General features: G+C 55.1%; 14 protein-coding genes and 3 tRNA genes. 12 read left to right on the top strand and 5 right to left on the bottom strand.

Going from position 1 to position 16,724, the window contains the following annotated elements:
• Nucleotides 1-64: 64 nt before the first annotated feature.
• Entirely contained in the window at nucleotides 65-1,288 is a 1,224-nt protein-coding gene (locus AC6I6N_RS00190) for a patatin-like phospholipase family protein (RefSeq protein ID WP_094196075.1), read from the top strand.
• A gap of 18 nt (nucleotides 1,289-1,306) precedes the next feature.
• Here the strand turns inward: AC6I6N_RS00190 and AC6I6N_RS00185 are convergent, their stop codons facing one another.
• Nucleotides 1,307-2,227, bottom strand: a complete 921-nt coding sequence (locus AC6I6N_RS00185; RefSeq protein ID WP_094196074.1) for a DMT family transporter — start codon at nucleotides 2,225-2,227, stop codon at nucleotides 1,307-1,309.
• A 339-nt stretch (nucleotides 2,228-2,566) separates the two neighbouring features.
• Between AC6I6N_RS00185 and AC6I6N_RS00180 the strand changes: the two genes are divergently transcribed.
• Nucleotides 2,567-2,642, top strand: a tRNA-Asn gene (locus tag AC6I6N_RS00180).
• 262 nt (nucleotides 2,643-2,904) lie between these two features.
• Here AC6I6N_RS00180 and AC6I6N_RS00175 read toward each other — a convergent pair.
• Nucleotides 2,905-4,047, bottom strand: a complete 1,143-nt coding sequence (locus tag AC6I6N_RS00175; RefSeq protein ID WP_094196073.1) for a porin — start codon at nucleotides 4,045-4,047, stop codon at nucleotides 2,905-2,907.
• A 543-nt stretch (nucleotides 4,048-4,590) separates the two neighbouring features.
• On the opposite strand from AC6I6N_RS00175, the gene AC6I6N_RS00170 reads away from it, so the two are divergent.
• Nucleotides 4,591-4,666 (top strand) — tRNA-Asn (locus tag AC6I6N_RS00170).
• 145 nt (nucleotides 4,667-4,811) lie between these two features.
• Here the strand turns inward: AC6I6N_RS00170 and AC6I6N_RS00165 are convergent.
• Complete coding sequence (locus AC6I6N_RS00165; RefSeq protein WP_094196072.1) at nucleotides 4,812-5,120, bottom strand: IrmA family protein; 309 nt, start codon at nucleotides 5,118-5,120, stop codon at nucleotides 4,812-4,814.
• A gap of 299 nt (nucleotides 5,121-5,419) precedes the next feature.
• Here AC6I6N_RS00165 and AC6I6N_RS00160 point away from each other — a divergent pair, with 299 nt between their 5' ends.
• A complete protein-coding gene (locus AC6I6N_RS00160; protein ID WP_199827862.1) occupies nucleotides 5,420-6,997 on the top strand; it encodes a Na/Pi cotransporter family protein in 1,578 nt (525 codons plus the stop codon).
• 243 nt (nucleotides 6,998-7,240) lie between these two features.
• Nucleotides 7,241-8,329: an AI-2E family transporter gene (locus AC6I6N_RS00155; RefSeq protein WP_094196071.1), complete on the top strand. Its 1,089-nt coding sequence runs from the start codon at nucleotides 7,241-7,243 to the stop codon at nucleotides 8,327-8,329.
• 136 nt (nucleotides 8,330-8,465) lie between these two features.
• Here AC6I6N_RS00155 and AC6I6N_RS00150 read toward each other — a convergent pair whose 3' ends face one another.
• Complete coding sequence (locus AC6I6N_RS00150; RefSeq protein ID WP_094196070.1) at nucleotides 8,466-8,849, bottom strand: MAPEG family protein; 384 nt, start codon at nucleotides 8,847-8,849, stop codon at nucleotides 8,466-8,468.
• Between the two features lie 111 nt (nucleotides 8,850-8,960).
• On the opposite strand from AC6I6N_RS00150, the gene AC6I6N_RS00145 reads away from it, so the two are divergent.
• A tRNA-Thr gene (locus AC6I6N_RS00145) sits at nucleotides 8,961-9,036 on the top strand.
• Between the two features lie 318 nt (nucleotides 9,037-9,354).
• Here AC6I6N_RS00145 and AC6I6N_RS00140 read toward each other — a convergent pair.
• A complete protein-coding gene (locus tag AC6I6N_RS00140; RefSeq protein WP_199827861.1) occupies nucleotides 9,355-10,413 on the bottom strand; it encodes a DUF1176 domain-containing protein in 1,059 nt (352 codons plus the stop codon).
• A gap of 307 nt (nucleotides 10,414-10,720) precedes the next feature.
• Between AC6I6N_RS00140 and AC6I6N_RS00135 the strand changes: the two genes are divergently transcribed.
• The 6 genes from AC6I6N_RS00135 (at nucleotide 10,721) to AC6I6N_RS00110 (ending at nucleotide 16,677) form a co-directional block, all read left to right on the top strand.
• Nucleotides 10,721-11,155, top strand: coding sequence for a hypothetical protein (locus AC6I6N_RS00135; RefSeq protein ID WP_094196068.1), 435 nt, complete (start codon nucleotides 10,721-10,723; stop codon nucleotides 11,153-11,155).
• Between the two features lie 385 nt (nucleotides 11,156-11,540).
• Nucleotides 11,541-12,710 carry a 4-hydroxybenzoate 3-monooxygenase gene (pobA, locus tag AC6I6N_RS00130; protein ID WP_094196067.1) on the top strand — a complete coding sequence of 390 codons (1,170 nt, stop codon included), beginning with the start codon at nucleotides 11,541-11,543 and terminating at the stop codon, nucleotides 12,708-12,710.
• Between the two features lie 38 nt (nucleotides 12,711-12,748).
• Nucleotides 12,749-13,111 (top strand): c-type cytochrome, encoded by a 363-nt coding sequence (locus tag AC6I6N_RS00125; protein WP_094196066.1) that lies wholly within the window; start codon nucleotides 12,749-12,751, stop codon nucleotides 13,109-13,111.
• Nucleotides 13,112-13,121: 10 nt separating this feature from the next.
• Nucleotides 13,122-13,613 (top strand): hypothetical protein, encoded by a 492-nt coding sequence (locus AC6I6N_RS00120; protein WP_094196065.1) that lies wholly within the window; start codon nucleotides 13,122-13,124, stop codon nucleotides 13,611-13,613.
• Between the two features lie 10 nt (nucleotides 13,614-13,623).
• The gene (locus AC6I6N_RS00115; RefSeq protein WP_234354390.1) at nucleotides 13,624-15,189 is read left to right on the top strand and encodes an FAD-binding oxidoreductase; all 1,566 of its coding nucleotides are present in this window, start codon (nucleotides 13,624-13,626) and stop codon (nucleotides 15,187-15,189) included.
• Nucleotides 15,190-15,225: 36 nt separating this feature from the next.
• Entirely contained in the window at nucleotides 15,226-16,677 is a 1,452-nt protein-coding gene (locus AC6I6N_RS00110) for an aldehyde dehydrogenase (RefSeq protein ID WP_094196064.1), read from the top strand.
• The last annotated feature ends 47 nt before the right edge of the window (nucleotides 16,678-16,724 follow it).

Genomic DNA, 16,724 nt, shown 5'->3' with positions numbered 1-16,724 from the left:
GCAGCATAAACAGAAGGGATCATAAGTCCCGCTCTCCTGCCCACCTCTTGAACCGAGTGATGCCATGAATACTGTTCCTACGCCACAAGCGCAAGACGTCCCCGCTTTTGCCCGTCCCTCTTACTTGCCACCCTACGAAACCGTCGCCCTGGTGTTGCAAGGTGGTGGCGCCTTGGGGGCCTACCAAGCCGGTGTGTATGAAGGTTTGCTGGAAGCAGGAATCGAGCCCGACTGTTTGTCCGGCATCTCTATTGGGGCCCTGAACACCGCGATTATTGCGGGCAATCCCCCCGAGCGGCAGGTAGAGCGCTTGCGAGAGTTCTGGAACACCATTTGTGAGCCCTACTATGGCTGGTCTAGCCCGGCCTGCTTGGAGCGCGCCCTGTTTGGCATTAACGATGTGATGCGCGAGGCCATCAGCGCCTTCAATGCCAGCAATGCCCTGGTTTTGGGACAGCGCGGCTTTTTCCGCCCCCGTTTTCCCCCACCGATGCAAGCCACACCGGGCGTGCCCGAAGGGGCCAGTTATTACGACACCAGCGCACTGAAAGACACGCTGGAGCGCTTGTGTGACTTTGATCGCATCAACGACAAACGTCAGCGCATTTCGGTCGGCGCGGTCAATGTGGGCACGGGTAACTTTGTGTACTTTGATAACCATCGCACCACGCTGCGGGCCGAGCACTTCATGGCCTCGGGCGCTCTGCCCCCAGCTTTCGCCCCTGTGGAAATTGATGGGCAGTATTACTGGGACGGTGGCCTGGTCTCCAATACGCCGCTGTCTTACGTGCTGGATCAGTCCCCCCGCCGCGACACCCTGGTTTTTCAAGTGGATTTGTGGAGTGCGCGTGGCCCGGTGCCCAACAATATGGGCGAAGTCAGCGACCGCCTGAACGAAATCCGCTACTCCAGCCGTACGCGTATGGTGACCGAGGACATGCGTCATTCGCAGTACATGCGTCATATCCTGTCAGAGCTGTTGCCGTTGATCCCCGAAGAGCAACGCAAAGAACTGCTGCCTTGCCGTCTGGCCGAAGAGCTGGCCAGCAACAAACGCTACAACGTGGTGCACCTGATTTATCGCAACCAGCCCTACGAACAGCACTACAAGGACTACCAGTTTGGCCGCATGACCATGCGCGAACACTGGCGCAGTGGCCTGGATGATATTCGCCAGACGCTGATCCACCGTGACAAACTGAATATGCCTGCAAATCTGGCCGGCTTTACCACCTACGACGTACATCGCGACGAAATCGAAAAACGGCTGGCAAACAACGGCAAGTAAGCCAGCCTGTGCAGGGACTTAGCGGCGGCTCAAGACCATCGCGCCGCTAAGCACAAAGGCCGTACCCAGCAATTGCATGAGCGTAATGGGCTCATTCAGGAACCAGTTCGCCAGAAACAAGACCGAGACCGGGCCAATCAAACCCATTTGAGCACTCATGGGCGCGCCAATACGTTCCACCGCCCACATCGTCATAAAAGTTGGCAAGACCGTATTAAAGACGGCGTGGATCATGGACAGACCATAAACGGGAGCGGGCTGCACCAAACCCTGCCAGCCAAGCACGGCAAAAAAGTGGATCAGGGTATAGACCGCCGAGAAAGACATGGCATAAGCCACCAGCCGTGTAGAGCCAATCGCTTTGAGCAATTCGCCTGAGCCAATCAAGTAAATGGCATAGGAAATGGCCGAGCCCAGCACACAGAGCGCGCCCAGCAACACATCATCGCCTGTCAGGCTCAAATCCTGTATAAAGACCAGCCCTACCCCCAGATAAGCCAGCGCCAGAGCCAGCCACTGCTTAGGCAAAATCCGTCGTTTCAGAAAAACGGCGGAGAACAGCAACACAAAGGTAGGCGACAAAAACAGAATCAGCCGCTCCAATCCTGCCGAAATATATTCAAGGCCAATGAAATCCAGCAAACTGGCCAGGTAATAACCCAGAAAGCCCAGCACCACCAGCTCCAGTTTCTGGCGGCCAGTCAGTGCGGCCAGCTTGCCCTGACGTACCTTTTTTACCTGCCATAGAGCGATGGCCAGAAAGAAAGGCAAGGACAACAACATGCGAAAGCCAATCACGGTCAGGGCGTTGACATCGTATTGGTAGGTCAGCTTGGCAACCACCGCCTTGGCGGAGAAAAGAATAGAACCGCCCCCCGACAGCGCCAGCCCAATTAAAAAGGAGCTGCGTTGCGCACTGGGGCTTTGACTAACTTGCATGGGGATTCATCACTTTGCAGGGCGACATGGTTAGCGCAAGAGCTATTGGCCCCGGCGAAAAAAGAGTCAGTAAGGACAATAAGATGTCGATTCTACCCTTTGCCTTGCACTGCGGCCATGTTGTCCCTATTCGCATTCTCCACAATGACGAAGCAGCCCCTACAGCCCACCAAAAACAGAAGGGTGTGCCTGAAGCGATATCGAACAACGGGGTTCAATCAAGGCCAAGACCTCGCCTAGCCAACCTGAAAACAGCATCAATGTGCAAACAATTTTATCGCTCCCGCCCACGAAGGCTTGCACATTTCTAAAAATACATGCTATATTCTTCTTCTCTGGTCCCCGATAGCTCAGTCGGTAGAGCGACGGACTGTTAATCCGCAGGTCCCAGGTTCGAGCCCTGGTCGGGGAGCCAAGAAAACCATCGAAATCAGCCCATCGCATTTGCTTTGGGCTGATTTTTTTTGTCCCTGAAAAACGCGTCCATCCCATCACGAAGAAGCGGCGTTATTAACATTTGGACAAACAAAATCCACCCACTTATAAAGGACAGCGGGACTGCATGTTGATGCAGCCCCGCTGTGGCTCTTTTCCCCTGACCTAGCCCCTGCCCGGGACGATGCCGCCGCTGCTAACGCACTACGTCGACCCAGGACTGGCAGAATCAGTCAGAAAGATCAGAAACGGTGCGTAATACCGACCGTAGCAACCGTGCTCTTCAGATCGTTGTAGTAACCGATATTGCGAGCATAGGAACCAATGGCGTACAGATTGGTGCGCTTGGACAGATTGTGCAGGTAGCCAGCACTGAACACGTGTTGAGTCTTGGCATCATCCGTGCTGCGTGGCGTCGAACGAGGGTCAGCCATGGTCCAGGAAGCCAGAACCGAACCGGCCTTCCCAGTAGGAACGGTCACACCCAAGGCATAGGAATTGACCTTCAGGTCTTTGCGCAGACCAGGGCCAAACTGTTCTGTTTGTAGCGAGCCACCGATGTAGCCGTTGCGGCTTTGACCAAAGGCAGCATGCACCGTAGCAAAACTGAATTGGTAGCTGGCGGCCAGACTCCAGGCGCTGACATTGCCGCTTTCAGCCGCAACCAGGTTGCCACCTTGCTCACGCGCCGAACCATAACGGGCCTGGTCGAAACTCAAGGCGGCTTTCAACGGACCATCGCTATAGCGCATGGCGACGCTAAAGGCTTTGACATTCGCGTCATCGCTGTTGATGGCATTGCCCGTCAAACCGCTGCGATCCCACTTTTGGGTGCCATTGGTGTTGAAGGAGTAGCCCGCACCAAACTGAAAGCCGGAAAATTCGGGGCTTTGGTAGGCGACCATATTGTCATAACGAACCGTATTGGCGGCGTTGAATGCAGCGCCAACACCGTACTGGTAGCCGTTACCACCAAAGGGGCTGGCCACACCGGCAACGTACAAGGAAGTAACCGTGGTTTGACGGCCCAGGTCCACACGCCCCCAGGAATCCCCACTCAAACCGATCGTCGCTTGACGGCCAAACAAACGGCCTTGGCGCATATTGCCAGTGCTCAAATCAAAGCCGCTTTCCAGCACAAAGTTGGCTTTCAGACCGCCGCCCAGATCTTCACTGCCCTTCAGGCCCCAACGATTACCCATCCAACCCTGGTCATACAGACCAAAACGGCTTTGTTTGACGGCGCCACCGTTCAAGTCACTTCCTTTCCACTGCTCGTAGCCCAGGCCGGTGTCCACCACGCCGTACAAGGTCACGTTCGATGCTGCGTAGGCGGGAGCCGCCAATACGGGCATCAACAAGGCTGCCAAGATAGTTTTTTTCATGTTCTCTGTTCTCTGTAAACGTCTGAATGCCGGATTTCTTGTCTTGTCCGACTCTTGATCCAGTGCTGAGACCTACCGCCTAAACGCTGATTTACCAGCGTCAAATTCCCGCACCCCTCCTGTTTCTTGAAGCAAAATGGCTCAACAGATCAACCCTGAAACGGGAATGAAAGGGGCTTGATAGTTGAAGCTCATATACTGCAAGCATTTATATTTCAGACATAAACAATATTGATGTCAACAAATTGAATGCAGCGTGTTTTCTAGGTTTCATACGCATTTCCCCTAGTTTTTCACCTACAGAGAATTCAGCAAAAAACAGGCAAAGCAGGCGCAAAGCCAGTAAACAACCGGCTTGCAACCATTTGCTACAAAACAGAGCGATGGACCTTATTGACCAGACGGTATGTTTTCAAGGGAAAAATCAGGAATTACGCCTATTGCCAAATCTGCATCCAGTTTTGCGTATATGAAAATACATTTCTTATAAAATAACTCTTTACAAGCTCGATAGCTTTACCCTATAATTATTTTCTTTGCTGGTCCCCGATAGCTCAGTCGGTAGAGCGACGGACTGTTAATCCGCAGGTCCCAGGTTCGAGCCCTGGTCGGGGAGCCAAAAATACCAAAGCCCAGCGACGCAAGTCGCTGGGCTTTTCTACGTCTGCTGCCATGAAAAAACCTCTTGATTACGCAAGAGGCTTTGCCGGCCAGATCACGATCCTGGATCGCCTACGTTGCTCCTGCGGGCGTGATGCCGATCTCTATGGAACAAAGTTCTGCACATCCAGCCGGTCCTTGGCCAGCAAATCAACACGCTCGCCATTCATCACCGCCGTCGCCCTCGCCACCTCCACTCGCAAATTCTGATCGCAAGCGATTTCGTTATGCCAATGCGCAGTGGCATAACGATCGACACTGGAACTGCCAACATCGTCCACCTCGATCACATCTTCAGCCACCAGCTTATTGTTTTTCTTGCTCGGCGCCTGAACAGGCTCCATTAGGGAATCAAACGTAGCGTTCGCAGCGCCCATCCCCTGATTCGCAAATACCGTATCGGAATGCCACATTTAAACCGCCTGCGCCTGACTAACCTTCAAACCCTCAGCAGCATGGCCCCTGCGGCCAGCTTCACGCTTTTACAAGAATCCACATTGCCCTCTCTTTTACAATAGGGATCCCAGCGCTTTTCTACACAAAAAGAGGATGATCGCTGCATTTGCACCATACGCTTGCACCAACATCCTGTGTGCAACACTCAAGAATTTCACTCCACAGACAGCGTAACTGGCGATAATGCACCATCCAACATTCTGTTCCGGCTTTTCTCGCCAGAACCTGCTGATTATTTCGCTGTTCGCACTTTTATATGCTTGATACTCTTTTCCCCTTTTTAGGGGGGCTTGGTCTGTTCCTGATTGGCATGATGCTGCTGTCCGAAGGGCTGGTGGCTTTTGCAGGCGGCTCTCTCAAGCAGATTCTGCTGGCGTTTACCGGCAGACCTATCAAGGCCTTTGCCTCAGGCGCGCTGATTACCGCCCTGGCACAATCCTCTACCGCCACCACCGTCACCCTGATCGGCTTTGTTAGTGCAGGACTGATCTCGTTTACACAAGCCATTGGCGTGGTCATCGGTGCCAGTCTGGGTAATACCGCGACCGGCTGGATCGTCTCCGGCCTGGGACTAAAAGTGGATCTGGGCTTTTACACCCTGCCACTCCTTGGTTTGGGTGCCCTGCTCAAACTGCTGGCCCCCGGTCGCTACAAAGAACTTGGCCGTGCGCTGGCGGGTTTTGGCATCCTGTTTCTGGGACTGAGCATGTTGCAAGACGGCATGCAAGGGCTGGCCGCCAGTTTCAGCCTGGCTCATCTGCCTACGCAGGGCTATGGTGCTCATTTTCTGATCATGTTGACCGGCCTGGCCCTGACTGCCGTGCTGCAATCGTCGACAGCCGCTATTGCCATGACCTTGACCGCTCTGGATGCCGGGGCCGTCAGCTTTGACCAGGCCGCCGCCGTTGTCGTAGGCGCCTCCATCGGCACCACCCTGACCGGAATATTGGTCGCCATCGGTGGCACTATCTACGCCAAGCGCACGGCCATCGCCTACATCCTGTTCAACGTCATTGCCGGTCTATTGGGGCTGCTGATCCTTCCTGTTTTTCTCAAGGCCATGCACGCCACCGGTTCCTATATCAACATCCCGCCCGGCGCAGTCGGATTGGCCGCATTTCACAGCTTGTTCATCAGCATCGGCGCCGCCTTGTGCCTGCCCTTTACGCAACAATTTGCCCGTTGGGTGCAAAGACTGGTGCCAGATCGCTCGGCCCGTCCCCAGCACCACCTGGACGACAGCTTGCTACAAGTACCGGCTCTTGCTCTGGAAACCACCCAGCGCACTTTGGAGGAGCTGGCGCAGCGTCTACTGAACCTGTATCAGCACACCCTGAACATGAGCCGCCCCAACACCGCTACCGCCGACTTACAACAAATCGAAACCGTGCTGGATCAAGCCTACGAATTTGTACTGCGTATCCCCAGCGCAGCGGATGATCCTGCCGTGGCCACCCGCATCAGTGCCCTCTTGCACACCATTGACCACATGCATCGCCTGCGCAGCCGCTTGCAAAACCCTCCCAACGGCGATCTGCACGATAGTCGCTATCAGCAAGCCCAAACCCTGGCCACCGAACTCAATACCCTGGCCCAGGCAAGCCTGCACGGGCAAGCCCCTGCCGATTGGCTCGAGCAGATACAAGTCAAGGCCCATGCCCTGACTGAACGCTTGAGCACCATTCGCGGCCAGCTTCTGGCCGCTCCGCAAGGCCATGACGACGCCTCCCGTACCCTGCGTATCACCGATACCCACCGCTGGTTCGAACGCAGCAGCCAGCATGTCTGGCGCAGCAGCTATTACTTGAATCTGGCCCGCCAAACGGAACTGTGAGCCAGACAGCTCCGGTTCCACCAAGGTGACGCCGCTACCCGCAGGCAGACATGCTCCCACCTGACGATTCATACCTAAAGCAGCTGTTGCAGCCCTCCTGCGTGGCAAGACTCATATAACAAGAATATGAAAGAGCCTTTGTTCCAAGACTGACCAGAACCCTGCAAACAGATACCAAGATTCACTCCCGTCGTCAGGATTCCCCTTACAATCGGCTCAAATTCACGCTAATGGAAAAACTCCATGTCCACCCGGCCAAATTTACAATTCCGTACTTTTTTGCTTTTACTGGCCGCGGTCTCCGCTGCCTTTGTATGGATACTTCTTCCCTTTTACGGCGCCATATTCTGGGGTGCCGTTCTGGCTATTTTATTTATTCCTTTGCAACGCAAGCTGCTGGCTAAAACCAAAGGCCGGCGTTCGCTGTCTGCCCTGATCAGTTTGCTGGTTATTGTGTTGATCGTCATTATTCCGGTCATCCTGATCTCCATGTCATTGGTTCAACAAATCGCCTCTCTGTACGAGTTGATGAATAGCGGCCAATTGAACCCTGGTGCCTATTTGCAAAAGATCCTCAATGCCCTGCCTCCAAGTGTGCATGAATTTGCCGCCCGTTTCGGCCTGCACGACACCGCATCCCTGCAAGAGAAGTTTTCCCAATTTGCCGTACAAGGTGGCCAGTTCCTGACCAAACAAGCCCTGAACGTAGGCCAGAACACCTTCCAGTTCCTGGTCAGCCTGGGCATCATGCTGTACATGCTGTTTTTCCTGCTGCGCGATGGCGTGGAGCTGGGTCGTCACTACCGCCAACTGATTCCCTTGAGCGAGAACCAGAAAACCCATCTGTTTCGCAAATTCACCACTGTGGTGCGTGCCACCGTCAAAGGCAATATTGCTGTAGCTGCCACTCAAGGGGCGCTGGGCGGGATCATGTTCTGGTTCCTGGACATTCAGGGCGCCTTGTTCTGGGGTGTCCTGATGGCCGTCCTGTCCTTGTTGCCCGCTGTAGGTGCCTCGCTGATCTGGGCTCCCGTTGCCATCTATTTCTTTGTCGCAGGTCACTACGTCCCCGGCATTATCCTGACGGCCTTCGGTATTTTGGTCATTGGCCTGGTCGATAACCTGCTACGCCCCTTGCTGGTGGGTAAAGACACCAAAATCCCGGACTACGTGATTCTGATCTCCACGCTGGGCGGTTTGTCGATTTTCGGCCTGAACGGCTTTGTGATCGGCCCGCTGATCGCCGCCATGTTCATTGCCTGCTGGGATCTGTTTCCCTCGGCGGTCAGCGCCCGCGTTGAAGCTGAAGAACAGGAAAATCACAGTAACTAAGCCCCAAGCACCCAGCCCAAGACATCCGCTGCTCTGGCCGGTTTATCAGATGAGATAACGTGTTGTCTGGATGTATAAAAAAGGGGCTGGTTCTACCTTCTCAGGCGGAACCAGCCCCTTTACCTTTGCAGCAGATTTACACCACGACCACTGGCAAAAACAAAATCCAGATATTGACCGCCACGGCCAGGAACCACACCAGCGAACGCAAGCTGGCCTTGTCCATGATGTACATCAACAGATACAACACACGCAGCGCGATCCAGACCATCATCAGGTTTTGCACGCGCAAGGCATCTGCCCCCGACCACAAGGCCAACAACACCGCCGCATAAAAGAACGGCAGTGCCTCAAACGCATTGGCCTGCGCCGCATTGGCCCGAGAGCGCCAGCCCGACAAACTGGCCAGCCACGGACGAGGTTCGTGATTCGTAAAACCCGCCGCACCGGCTTTAGCACAAATCGCTGCCAACCAAGGCAAGAAAGCCGCTACCACCAAACTGATCTTGATCCCCAGCATCACCGTCCCCTTAACAGGCTGAAAACGCCCAACATAGCACGCTACGCCGCAAATGCGCGCGCAGAATTTACAAACTCAAAAAAAACAGGATATACTTACTGTCTTAGGTTAGCCGATGTAGCTCAGTCGGTAGAGCAGCTCATTCGTAATGAGAAGGTCGAGGGTTCGATTCCTTTCATCGGCACCAGCTAATCTAAAACCATTGAAATAAAATAATCAATAGTCATCAAATCAATGGTTTAGCTTTCTCAGCGCAGAAGCATTTGATCGCCTGGCTTCAACTATTTCACATAGACGCCCCCCCAAAAGCCCCACGGCAGGCCCCACGAAAATAGGCGCATGACAAAACAGGCGGGCGACCATCGCGGTCCAGCCCAGAAGCCGTCGGCATCTTTCAACTTGCCAACACACCATCGCCAGACTGAGCACCAAAAAAATAAACCCCAGACTCCAAAACCGGGGCTTATCCATCTCCAAAGGCCGCATCAATGGCTTTTTTACAGCCTCACGGCCCAACAACTTGGCTGAGATACTCCGGAATAACCCAAGCGCCCCCCGCTCGAATCAGTGCGCAGCGCCCCGTGTCGCCGCGTTCACTTGCAACAAACTCGGCTCCATCCCAGACCGATGCTTCATAACTCCAGCAATCGCCCAACCCACGGCCCTTCATGCTGGACGAAATGGTTCCATTATCGTAGTCAGTGGCACTGGTACTGACTAATACCGGAGCAGACTGCATAGTGTTATCGATCACAAAATAGGCTGCCCCAGCGTTGTAAGCCGCTAGCCAGCAAGGCGCGCCAACCAGGGAGAACTGCTGATTCAGTCGTGCAATTTCCCATGGCTCGGACAGTATGTCTGCGCTGCAGGATGGCTCTTGGTCAGCGGCTAGCACCTTCAAAAGCACAGGCCTGATCAAGGCGTCCTCTTGCGCTGTCATCGGGCGCAGGCTTTTATCCACTACCGGGGCACGGTTGATAACTGGCGCAGCAATAGGCGCCTTTACCGAAGACTCACTGCCTTTTCCTTTACGCAAAATAGCGCCTGGGGTATTTACCCGCCCTTGAACATCGTCCATTTTCAACAAGACCGCACTTGAACCGGCTCCCGAGAACGCATAGGTGCTGCCATTCTCACGAAAGGAGATTGCCTGATCTTTTTGCAAGGCTGTCAAAAACAGGGCTAACTGTGCCTCGTTCATTTGCCATGCTTCGTCACTCGCAAAACTCAGTGGACCTGCTTTACGGCCCGCAATAACAAGTTCTGGTGCTGAGCCTTTTTGCCACTTGGCATCACTATAGTGGGCAAGCATGACTCTATTGGCCACCGGCTCTCCACTGCCCGCTTTACGAGTCAATAAAACCGTTGAACCGGACTCTTCACCATCAGCAGCGTAACCGGCAGCACGGCAAGTTAGCGTGTTATCGCAGCTCAGGTCCCAGTCCTTATGGGAAAACGAGACTGACGCAGCATGAGCCGCTGCACCTCCCATACAGAGTACGAGCGATATAGCGACTGTTCGTACTGAAAAAAATGCACTGCGATCTTGTTTTTGCCTGCTCATTTCCTCTCCTCCCTAAGGCCTTGTCTGGATACACAGCACATGTTACGTCGCCACGGTGCTAAATGCGTTTTCCCAAGCCTATTTCCGAAAACCACATTAAACGTCCGACCGCGTGTGTGCGTGACATTATTCTGTTCTATCGCCCCCTTGGCAAAGCTTGGCGCTATCTGGCTGAGCTGCGGACGCCTGGTTCACCCTGTTGCCGTTTGTGCTCTGGCAAACCCTTTGCATCGAATGCCAACAAAAAAACATGAAATGTCTATCAAGCGATAGATAATCAAACCTCATTCACGTCGAGTACATTCTGATGCGCAAATACCTGAATCCCATTGCAATTGGCTTGCTCAGTCTCCTTGCCGTTGCCAGCCACGCGGCTTCTACCGACTTTTCCGTCACCACTGAAGATCTTAAAAAACTGCGCTCGACTTCCGCCATGCCAGGCCAAGCGAGTCCTTCGCCAAGCACGCCCAGAGCTCCAGCCCAGGACTCGGAGTTCAGCAGAAACTTCCAAAAGGCACTGAACAATGAGGAAAAAGCACGCCAGGCGGCTCGCGAGCAGCAACTGGAGCGCAACCGCCTGCCTCAGCTTGAACAGAACAGGAACCCGGCCAATCGCTTCGGCCCGCCCGACAACAAGAAAGAAGACATGGGGATTTATTTTGATGCTGAGGGCACCGCTGCGACCTCTTGCCGAAAGGACGAGCTAGGAAAGACTCGTTGCAAAGTGCGTGAACTGCGTTAGAAACCTAGCCTCAGGCGTACCGTCCGCGCACTATTTTCAGGAACGAAACGTCATGGCTTATCGGCACGCATCAAGCCAGCCAGCGATATAAGGCCGGGCCCTGCGGCTCTCACCACGGCTGCGCCGCACCATGCCAAAGCATCGAACATACCGTGTGCTGGCCCAGGCAGACAGGGCCTTAAGCTCATCCGCTCACCGTGCAAAAGGAAAAGACACACGTCCAACTCGAAGACAGAACACCTAAAATTGATTCGGCTACTCAAACAGTACTGTTCGCATAAAAACGCATAGCTGCTAGTACATATTCGATGTATTTGCCTGCTGATTTTTTCACGACAATACGCCAAACAGCGAGTAACACAGCAACATCTTGGTGGAGAAAAAAATGCGAACTCAAGTAGCTATTATCGGAGCGGGCCCGTCCGGTTTGCTGCTGGGACAGATTCTGTCCCGAAACGGTATCGACAACATCATTCTTGAACGTCAAACGGGAGACTACGTTCTGGGCCGCATTCGGGCCGGCGTGCTGGAAAGCGTCACCGTCGATGCCCTGGAGCAGGCCGGTGTCACCGATAATCTGAAAAAGAACGGTCTAGTACACAATGGCTGTGAACTGGTGTTTGGCGACACCTCGTTTCGAGTCGATTTTGAAAAACTGGTCAATCGCCATGTCGTGGTCTATGGCCAGACCGAAGTCACCCGCGACTTGATGCAGGCACGTGAAAAGATCGGCGCAACAACCGTCTATGAAGCCCAAGAGGTGGCCTTGCATGAAGTAGAAAGCAGCCACCCTTATGTCACCTATAAGCACGAAGGGCAGACACACCGTCTGGACTGTGACTTCATCGTCGGTTGTGACGGCTTTCATGGTGTATCGCGTCCCGCCATTCCGGCCGATATCCTGAAAACCTACGAGTGTGTGTATCCCTTTGGCTGGTTGGGCCTGATGGCAGACACCCCACCGGTCTCGGACGAACTGATCTATGTAAAGCATGAGCGCGGCTTTGTACTGTGCAGCCAACGCTCCAAAACACGCAGCCGCTACTATCTTCAGGTGCCCTTGAGCGACAAGGTAGAAGACTGGTCCGATGAGCGTTTCTGGGACGAACTACGCACTCGTCTGGGGCCTGAACGTTCTGCCAACCTGGTCACCGGCCCCAGCATTGAAAAAAGCATTGCCCCTTTACGCAGCTTCGTGACCGAACCCATGCGCCATCACAACCTGTTCCTGGCAGGTGATGCGGCCCATATTGTTCCTCCCACCGGCGCCAAAGGCCTGAATCTGGCCGCCAGTGATGTCTTGTACCTCTCGGAGGCGCTGCTGGACTTCTACCAGAACCAGTGTCGCGACAAAATAGAGAGCTACTCGGATCGTTGTCTGAAACGCATCTGGGGCGCGGAGCGGTTCTCCTGGTACATGACCCGGATGATGCACACCTTCCCGGACATGAATCACTGGGATCACAAACTTCAGGCAGCAGAATTTAACCAACTGATGAACTCCGAGCACGGCGCCCGCCTGCTTGCCGAGAACTACGTTGGTCTTCCCTACTAACAAAAAACATCAAAATCAATCGTAACCAGGAGACGGATATGGCTTACCACAGGCCAGCAATACAAGGCTTCACTTGCCACGCTCTCAGAACGGCTCGCTTGCTGACATTGGCGGGCCTGGGAAGCTTGTGTTTTTCGACAGGCGCTGCCGCCGAACAAGCAAAGACACTGGGGCAGAAAACCTACGAAAAAACCTGTATTTACTGTCACGAAGCAGGAATCGGCCCGGAACTGAAAGGCCGGCAGCTTCCGCCCGAGTTCTTTGCCATTATTGTGCGCAGCGGCCTAAGAGCCATGCCTGCCTTTCCGCAGACCCATATCAGCGATGCCACCCTCAAGGAGCTAGGTCAGTATCTGTCCACCTCCCCGGCCCGGGTGCCCGCCAGCGCGACCAGCAAATAAGGAGCCTGGCATGAACAGTCAACGTCGTCAGGTTCTCAAAGGCATGGTACTGACAGGATCGGCCCTGGGCAGCCTGGGTTCGTCCGCCACTGCCTGGGCAAACCGTGTACAGCAAGCGCCCCCCCTGCATGTCATTCTTACGCCGGGCCAATGCGCGTCGGCATTTCTCAGCGGCGTACAGGCGTACCAGCCCGCGTCAGCCCCCCAGGTGCTGTACACCAGCACCGACTTGTCCTTTCTGCGCCAATGGCAAACCCTGCTAGAGCAGACAGGGCCTAAAAAAATCCTGGGGCTGGTCGATGATGCCAGCGCCACCATTGTGATCGATCTGCTGCGCAGCGCTCAGGGCCGTCTGCATTGGCAGGCCCACCACGCACAGCTCAGCACCCGGGACAGCCAAGGTCTGGGCGCTGCCTTGGCCGGGGCCGCACCCATACAATCTGCCATTCAAAACACACACTACGTAAACGGCCATCACGTGTCGTTCATGCTCGAAATTTAAGGAGGGGGTCGTGCAAAACAACAAACAAATGGTGCTACCCAAAGGGGTAGATCAGTCCCAGTTTCAACAGGCGCTGACCCAGTTCCAGACCTTGTTGGGCAAGGAAAATGTCCTGCTGGAGTCGGCACAGATTCAGCCCTACACCAAAATCATGATGTCGGTCTCCGAAGAGGCGCATACGCCCTCGGCGGTGCTGTCGGCCACCACCGTGGAGCAGGTACAGCAGATCGTCAAGATCTGCAACGAATACAAGATCCCTATCTGGACCATTTCCACTGGGCGCAACTTCGGTTATGGCTCGGCCGCGCCCGGACAACGGGGCCAGGTGGTGCTGGATCTGAAAAAAATGAACAAGATCCTCCATGTGGACCCTGATCTGTGCACCGCTTTGGTCGAACCCGGGGTGACGTATCAGCAGCTCTACGACTATCTGGAGGACAACAATATTCCTCTCATGCTGTCCTTTTCTGCGCCCTCGGCCATTGCCGGCCCGTTGGGCAATACGATGGATCGTGGCGTGGGCTATACCCCGTACGGCGAACACTTCATGATGCAATGCGGCATGGAGCTGGTGCTGGCCGACGGTCAGGTATTGCGTACCGGCATGGGCAGTGTTCCGGGCGACAAGGCCTGGCAGGTTTTCAAATGGGGATACGGTCCCACTCTGGACGGGATGTTTACCCAGGCCAATTACGGCATCTGCACCAAAATGGGGTTTTGGCTCATGCCCAAACCTCCCGTCTATAAACCCTTTGAAATCAAGTTCGAGCAAGAGGCCGATATTGCCGATATCGTGGAGATGATTCGCCCCTTGCGCATTGCCCAGGTCATCCCCAACTCGGTGGTTATTGCCAATATTCTGTGGGAAGCCGCTACCTGCAATACGCGGCGCAGCGACTACCTGAGTGAACCGGGCGCCACCCCGGACAGCGTTCTGAAGCAAATCCAGAAAGACAAGAACCTGGGAGCCTGGAACGTCTACGCCGCCCTGTACGGTACACAAGAGCAAGTGGATGTGAACTGGAAAATTGTCCAGGAAGCAGTCAAGAAAATGGGTAAAGGCACGTTGGTGACCCAGGAAGAGGCGGGCGATACACAACCCTTCAAATACCGCGCCGAACTGATGTCGGGCGTGCCCAATTTGCAGGAATTTGGCTTGTATAACTGGCGCGGAGGCGGTGGCTCCATGTGGTTCGCCCCCGTCAGCCAGGCCCGTGGCAGCGAATGCGACAAGCAAAAAACACTGGCCAAGACCATTTTGAACAAGCACGGGCTCGATTACGTCGGTGAGTTCATTGTGGGCTGGCGAGACATGCACCATGTCATCGATGTGCTTTACGATCGCAGCAATCCACAAGAGACGGCACGGGCCGATGCCTGCTTTAATGAACTGCTCGATGAGTTCGAGAAAGAAGGGTATGCCGTGTATCGGGTCAATACACGCTTTCAGGAGCGGGTCGCCCAATCATACGGAACGGTGAAACGCCAGGTCGAACACGCGATCAAGCGCGCCCTGGACCCGAACAATATCCTGGCACCGGGCAAATCCGGCATTGACCTGAACAACCCGTTTTAACTTTGCCTATCTATCCGCAGCATTGCAGGAGACATAATGAACACCAGTCAACTACTGATCAATGGCCAGCTTCGTGAGGCCAGTGGTCAACAGACATTTACGCGTCAGAATCCCGTTACCGGCCAAACCGCGACCGTCGCGGCGGCCGCCCAGCCCGATGATGTACAAGCCGCGCTGCAGGCCGCCGAGCAAGCCTTTGTGCACTGGTCAGCCCTGGGCCCCACCGAGCGCCGCCTGCGCCTGCTCAAAGCGGCGGACCTCATGGACGAGCGCGCAGCCGAGTTCATCGCCACGGTCCGTCAGGAAACAGGTTCGACCGACTCCTGGTATGGTTTCAACGTACATTTGTCGGCCAACATCTTGCGTGAAGCCGCTGCCATGACCACGCAGATTGACGGCTCCATCATCCCCTCGGATCTGCCCGGCAGCCTGTCCATGGCCTATCGCGTTCCCTGCGGCGTGGTCGTGAGCATCGCTCCCTGGAATGCACCCGTGATTCTGGCCACCCGTGCCATGGCCATGCCCCTGGCCTGCGGCAACACCGTCATCCTGAAAGCCTCCGAACAGTGTCCGGCCACCCATGTTCTGCTGGGACAAGTGCTCAATGACGCGGGCGTCGGAGCCGGCGTGATCAACGTCATTACCCACGCTCCCGAAGATGCGCCTGCCGTCGTCGAGCAGCTCATTGCCCACCCGGCCGTCAAACGCATCAACTTCACCGGCTCCACCAAGGTCGGCAAGATCATCGCCGCCACCGCCGCCAAATACCTCAAACCCGTCCTGCTGGAACTGGGTGGCAAGGCACCGGTTATTGTGTGCGAAGACGCCGACCTGGAGCAGGCCGTTGCCGGCGTAGCCTTTGGCGCCTACTTCAACCAGGGCCAGATCTGCATGTCAACCGAGCGTTTGATTGTGCATGAGTCGATTGCCTCGTCCTTTCTGGAAAAACTGGTCGCCAAGATCAAGACCATTCCGGTTGGCTCACCCGATCAGGCAGACACGCGCTTTGCCTATCTGGAAAGTGCCCAGTCTGCCCAGCGCATCAAAGCCCTGGTAGAGGACGCCGTTGCCAAAGGTGCCACCTTACCGCTCCCCCTGAACATCGAGGGCGCCCTGATGCATCCGCTGATCGTCAATGACGTCACCCCCGACATGCAGCTCTATGCCACGGAATCCTTTGGCCCGGTCGTCACCATGACCCGCTATCACGAAGACAGCGAGGCAATCCGCTTGGCCAACGATAGCGAATATGGCTTGGCGGCAGCGGTATTCACCCAGAATGTGAACCGTGGCCTGAGTATTGCCAAACAGATCCAAAGCGGTATTTGCCACATCAATGGCCCCACCGTCCATGATGAGGCCCAAGCCCCGTTTGGCGGCATGAAAGCCAGCGGTTATGGCCGCTTTGGCAGCAAATCCGCCATCAATGAGTTCACCGAACTGCGCTGGATTACCGTCCAGACGACCCCCCGCCAGTATCCTTTATAAATCTGGCCTGCAGGCCCGGGCGCAGGATCGGTCCCGGGCCGACCCTG

It is taken from the genome of Alcaligenes sp. LTN-3 (assembly GCF_059735605.1).
This window is presented reverse-complemented; position numbering and strand designations above follow the sequence as displayed.